The following is a 5,759-nucleotide window of genomic DNA, read 5'->3' on the forward strand; positions in this document are numbered from 1 at the left end:
AAGAATATAATTGTAAACAAATTTTCATAGGAGGTTTTTATTTTTTTTAAACCGTCTCAATTTTGAGGCGGTTTTTTTTGTTATCTGATTTTCAACAACCTGTAGAAATAGGGCAAATTAGGAACGCAACTTTGGGAATCTTTATTCAAAACTTTCTAAAATTGTGAAATAAGATTTTCAAAGCTTCCTTTTTGGATAAGAACTGGACAAAAAAAAACCTCTCTGTTTTTTGGAGTACACTGAAAAAGTTCTTTAAAAGTTTTTCAAGTGAAATGAAAGTACTCTTCCTCACCTGCCCTACACTCTATTTTTTTAAAATTTTGCAGTTATCAATTTCAAATTTCCAGATAGTTATAAAGCGTTGGTTGGGATTTACTTTCAACCCATTTGCATATTTCATATACAGCTAATTTTTGTTTATCCTATAGTTGTTTTTTTTGTATTGCTTTTAGAGCAACTTTGACTTATCTCACTACAAATTAACATCTATAAGTATTAAAACTGAGATTATGTTACTTTTTGTACCCCTTGTTTGTTTTACGCTATGGCTTTGGTAATTTACTTTTACCCTACCTTATTTAATTGGTTAAATAAGTTTTTTTTAACTAAAAACAGTATTCATGAAAAAAATCTTTACTTTTTTTGCCTTTGCATGGCTGAGTCTTCAATTGACTTATGGTCAAGGGACCAGCAAGCCATTTATAACCACTTGGACTATTGGCAGTAACGACTTAAGTCATTCCTTAATAATGACAGAAGGCTTTGCCTATGATTTCTCGTATGTTTGGAAAGATGCCTCCAACGGGGTTGTTTCCTCTGGAAGCCACACCAGTGATGATGGCGACTTTAAGACAACGTTTCAAGCAGCAGGTACGTACACGTTGGAAATCTCGGGAACTTTTCCTCATTTTAATATTGGTGGTTATCCCTCTATAAAAAAACTAGCAGATGTGAAGCAATGGGGGAACATAACCTGGCAGAGTATGAACGCAAGTTTTTATTATTGGTCAGGTGCTAAATTTTCTGCAATGGATACTCCAGATTTAAAAAAAGTTACTACGATGGAAAGCATGTTTGATAGTTCTTATTTTAACCAAGACATCAGTGGGTGGAATGTGAGTAACGTTACTAATATGCGTTATATGTTTTATAAGTCTACTTTTAACCAAGACATCAATGGGTGGAATGTGAGTAATGTTACTGATATGACTGATATGTTTGGTAATTCTTCATTTAACCAGGATATCAGTGGTTGGAATGTGAGCAATGTTACTGATATGAGTTTTATGTTTTATAGTGATCTAGAAATTAATCCTTTTAACCAAGATATCAGTGGTTGGGACGTGAGTAATGTTACTGATATGCAAGCTATGTTTTATAATTCTTATTTTAATCAAGACATCAGTGGGTGGAATGTGAGTAATGTTACCGATATGAGTCTTATGTTTTACAAATCTTATTTTAATCAAGATATCAGTAGCTGGAATGTGGGCAATGTTACTGATATGCAAGCTATGTTTAAAGAGAGTCATTTCTCTAACCTGAACTACGACAAGACCTTGATGGGATGGGCGCGTTTAGATGCTCTCCAAAGAAATGTTAAATTTGATGTAGGTACAACTACCTTTTGTAAATCAGAAGCTGCAAGAAAAAAAATGATCAATAACTTTGGATGGGATATCATAGATGCAGGGCAAGCCTGTTCTTCTGATACCAACATTAGATACCAGAGCAGCATAAGATTGAATTGATGGTTTATCCAAATCCATTTGAAGAGCTACTGTACATAAAATCAAAGGCACTGATAAGGTTCTTTAAAATTGAATAGGTGGTTTTACAAGTAAAATATAGGCTTTGAGAATCGTATGTCCGAAAGTGTTTTCCACCGTCTATACGAATACATCAAAGAAAAAAGGTTATTTTCAATGTTGAAAACAGCCTATTTTGATAAATAGCTACTTTTAGTTCCCTCAATAAAATCAGCTAAGATTTTTTTGCATTTCCCTAAGTGATATTAGGGTAATGCGTTTACTACAAGAGAGATCAGAAAGTGAGTTGCGAATAAACCATCCGGGACTGAGCCACCGAGGTATATGTTAAATCCCTTTTTTTATTAATCCGAAGCATAGCTTCGAGGATGACATAAAGGCGATTAAATTTAGTTGGCCTTTCCTCAGTAATGTACTATATACTAAAAATATAGACGGAGTAATTATTAAAGGAGTTTATGAAAAGATATACCTAAAAAGGGTTACTATTAATGCTAAAAGAAATCCGTTTTTAGCAATTACAATATGGGGTTTAAGTCCTTTGACTTTATTATTCCATCAAAACTATCTATTCAAACAACGAATTATTTCTCCATCCTACACTACTTTTGCTATCCATTATGACCAGGCTTGGGATCACAGTTTTACCTCTGGAAAATCTCTCTTTTTCTGATACTTTTGACAATAATAAATCAAAATGTTTCAAATTTAATTAATAGCAGGACACCCACAATCGTAGCGCTCTTTGACACAAAATAAATTAATCCCAAGCGTCACCTGGTGATATCCACCAATATCAAATTTAACATCACCAATAACGTTAGAATAAGTATAAGCAAACATGAAACTTTTATAATTAAATCCAATAACAGGAGTAATATATTGCAGTGTTTGATCACTAAATTCGCTTGCTGTATTATATTGAATAGCCTTAAAACTTCTTCTATAGGATAATGCTGCCCATATACTTCCAAAATCCATGTTTCTGTAAGCTTTTAAATTAAGATCGATAGATTTTTCTTTAGCTTGGTCAAAAAACTGAAATAAAATAGAAGGCTCCCATGTAATACTCTCTATTTTTCCAAAAACATACCCAGCACTTAATAACAACTTCCTCAAATTATCATTTTCATAATCATATAATTCTCTTCTGAATTCTATAATTCCCTGAACAGTAGCGTGAGCATAAAAATTTAAAAAATTATAAGATGCACCAATATCAACATTAAAGTAAGACTCGTTTTGAATTGATCCAAAAATGATAGGGTCAAAAACACCTCCAAATTTAGTTTCATCTAACTGACTTTGAATTAATCCACCGCTGATACCAAATGAGAGCTGATTTAAATCAAGTTCGCTCCTAGAAAACATGATATGATGAGCATAGGTAAGTTTTACTCCTTTTTGTGAATGATAACCGTTTTTATCGTTAAAAATAATTATTCCGGCACCAGATCTTTCACCAATTCTACCATTGAAACTTAAAGTTTGTAAAGCCGGTGCATCATCTTGTCCAAACCATTGTTTTCTAGCTGTGAGTCTTATTTTTGCACAACTTGCTGCACCTGCCATCGAAGGGTGGATCAAATAATAATTATCAGATAAATAATCAGAATATACGGGAATCCCTTCTTGAGAATAAGAATAAAGAGAGGTTATTACAAGAATAATTAAGATTCTGATTTTAAATTCCATGCAGACAAACATATTAAGTTACTTTATTTAAAAAAAATTGATTACAATAGAATCTTAATTTTTCTATTAAGAGCCTGTTTAAATTTTATTCAATAATAATTTTATAATTGTAATTTTGGCCATATTGTCGGATGTTTCAAAAAGCAGGTCGCAATTTCTACCTAATCTTAGGTCGTTATCAAACAAGCAAATGTTCTATTTAAAGTCTATCTTTTTTCTAGGCTTTAAAACCACTTTGTCTATTCTATGACGAATTACTACATTAATGAGATGGGCAATTTATTCTTTATAATAACTATAGCCATAATTTTAAAGTCATTTTCATAATTAAGCAGAAAATATTTATTTCTCCTCTTAAGTTCCCCATTGGTCAATCGAAATAATCTTGCCCCCGTTCATTAGATTAACTTCGTTAATAAAACTATGGACTGTATCCTTCTTTTCAAAATGTACTCTAGGAAAATCACCACAAATTCGAATTTTATGTACTCCATTAGTATCAAAAACATGAGTAACATTTGATGTAAGTCCAAATTCATCAAATATCCCGTCATTATTCCAGTCCACATGATAATTATAAGAAAAAGCCGCAGTAGTTGGAATAGTAATTTGTTTACCTTTCCATGTACTAACAAAGTCATCCTCGGTAATTTTCAAAGAAATAGATTTTGTCTTTCCAGATCCATCCTTTGCAATAACCTTTATGGTAACTAATCCTAAACCTATCGCTGTTACTTTTCCTTGCTGATTCACAGTCGCTTTAGTAATATCATTACTACTCCAGACTAAGTCTTTATTTTTAGCATTTTCAGGTAATACAATAGCATCCAACTGTGCACTGAATCCTACTTCCATACTATATACTACTGAACTTAATGAAATAGATTCCACTTTTTGAGCAGCATCTACCATTTTATTTTTGTTTTTGGTACATGAAAAAAACAAAATAAACACCAAACAAAAAATTGCTAATAAATTAATAAACGAACTCGTTATTTTTTTTTTCATATATTTTGATTAAATAAAATGATTCGTATAAAAATACATTAAAACTCATTGTTTCGAGTTAATTAATAAATACAAAAAGTTACAAAATTCCATAATTTACCTTATTTTAAGTATACAAAAAGACAACATTACTTTTATAGTTTAAAAAAGCAGTAATATTAAAGAGAGTATCTAAGTAAATTATGACATAGGAAACAATTCCTATATATCAAAAAATCATTTTTTACTTGTTTGATTTGCAAACAAAAAAACTAGCTATTTAGAAATCTCCAAAATATTTTTTTATTATCTTTGACAATAAGACAGTAGTTTGTTTTTTACCTCCAAACAGCTACTTCTTAACTATATATCTACCAATAACTACTCGTTTTTTTACACTAAATATTTAAGTCTTTAGATCATAATTACATTGCCAGTTGCCTATAATAATTTTTCAAAAGCAATTTTAAGATCTAAAAATAAGAATGTATTGTCTTCTTACTTAAAATTCGATAATACTCATCCAATAATTTTAGTTATAAAAAAAAAATAGACACTAAGAAATATGGTCATACTACATACTATGAGAAAGAATTTTTTAATAACAATCGTGTATTTTTTATGCTCTTACTGTGGATACAGTCAGATAAAGGATTTATATACTACGATAGATATTAAAAATGTTTTGTATTACAAAGTAGAAGAGATAAAGAAGGTGAAATATGGCGCTTCAATTACAAGATACAAAGTGTCTGATATAAGTCTTATCAGTAATACTGATTTAGGTCCAAATAATGTTCGAATTATCATTCCTATTTTTAAAGATTCTAATTCTAAAAAAGAAAATCACTATGTACAAACTAATAATTTAAATAATACATTAAAGAGAGATCTTAATTTAAACGATTTTGTACAAGTTAAATTTGATGCTGACAGCATTAAATTCATAGAAAACACAGGAATTAAAAAGGAATTAATAAAATTAGTAGTAAATCATTTAAAAAGATCTCGACCTGAAGATATAAATTCTATTAAATCAAAAACGAATAATTACATTGTAAAAAAATCATCAGAAAAAGATAACTACACTGAATTTTCAGACAATACCGTGGAGACTCAGAACCCTCACAAAGAAAACCGTAAAAGGATTAAGAAATCAAAAACGGACACTGAATCTTCTGAAAAAAACAGCAATACTGAATTGACAGATAATGTCCTTGCAGATCACGATTCTCAAAAAGAAAACCGCAGCGGGACTAAGAAAATAAAAACAGATGATGAGCTTGTAAAAAAATCCTCAAAAAAAGA

The 5,759-nt window shown here is 30.4% G+C and carries 3 protein-coding genes and 1 pseudogene; 2 read left to right on the forward strand and 2 right to left on the reverse strand.

Going from position 1 to position 5,759, the window contains the following annotated elements:
- Positions 1 to 620: 620 nt before the first annotated feature.
- Positions 621 to 1,751 carry a BspA family leucine-rich repeat surface protein gene (locus ACEN2I_RS19745; protein WP_441767801.1) on the forward strand — a complete coding sequence of 377 codons (1,131 nt, stop codon included), beginning with the start codon at positions 621 to 623 and terminating at the stop codon, positions 1,749 to 1,751.
- Between the two features lie 726 nt (positions 1,752 to 2,477).
- Here the strand turns inward: ACEN2I_RS19745 and ACEN2I_RS19750 are convergent.
- Both ACEN2I_RS19750 and ACEN2I_RS19755 read right to left on the reverse strand, forming a co-directional pair.
- Positions 2,478 to 3,464, reverse strand: coding sequence for a PorP/SprF family type IX secretion system membrane protein (locus ACEN2I_RS19750; RefSeq protein ID WP_441767802.1), 987 nt, complete (start codon positions 3,462 to 3,464; stop codon positions 2,478 to 2,480).
- Positions 3,465 to 3,818: 354 nt separating this feature from the next.
- Positions 3,819 to 4,472 carry an Ig-like domain-containing protein gene (locus ACEN2I_RS19755; RefSeq protein WP_441767803.1) on the reverse strand — a complete coding sequence of 218 codons (654 nt, stop codon included), beginning with the start codon at positions 4,470 to 4,472 and terminating at the stop codon, positions 3,819 to 3,821.
- Positions 4,473 to 5,034: 562 nt separating this feature from the next.
- Here ACEN2I_RS19755 and ACEN2I_RS19760 point away from each other — a divergent pair.
- Positions 5,035 to 5,759 (forward strand): annotated as a pseudogene (locus ACEN2I_RS19760) (hypothetical protein); the annotation flags it as partial.

The organism is Flavobacterium sp. W22_SRS_FK3 (assembly GCF_052113665.1).
Classification (GTDB): Bacteria; Bacteroidota; Bacteroidia; order Flavobacteriales; family Flavobacteriaceae; genus Flavobacterium.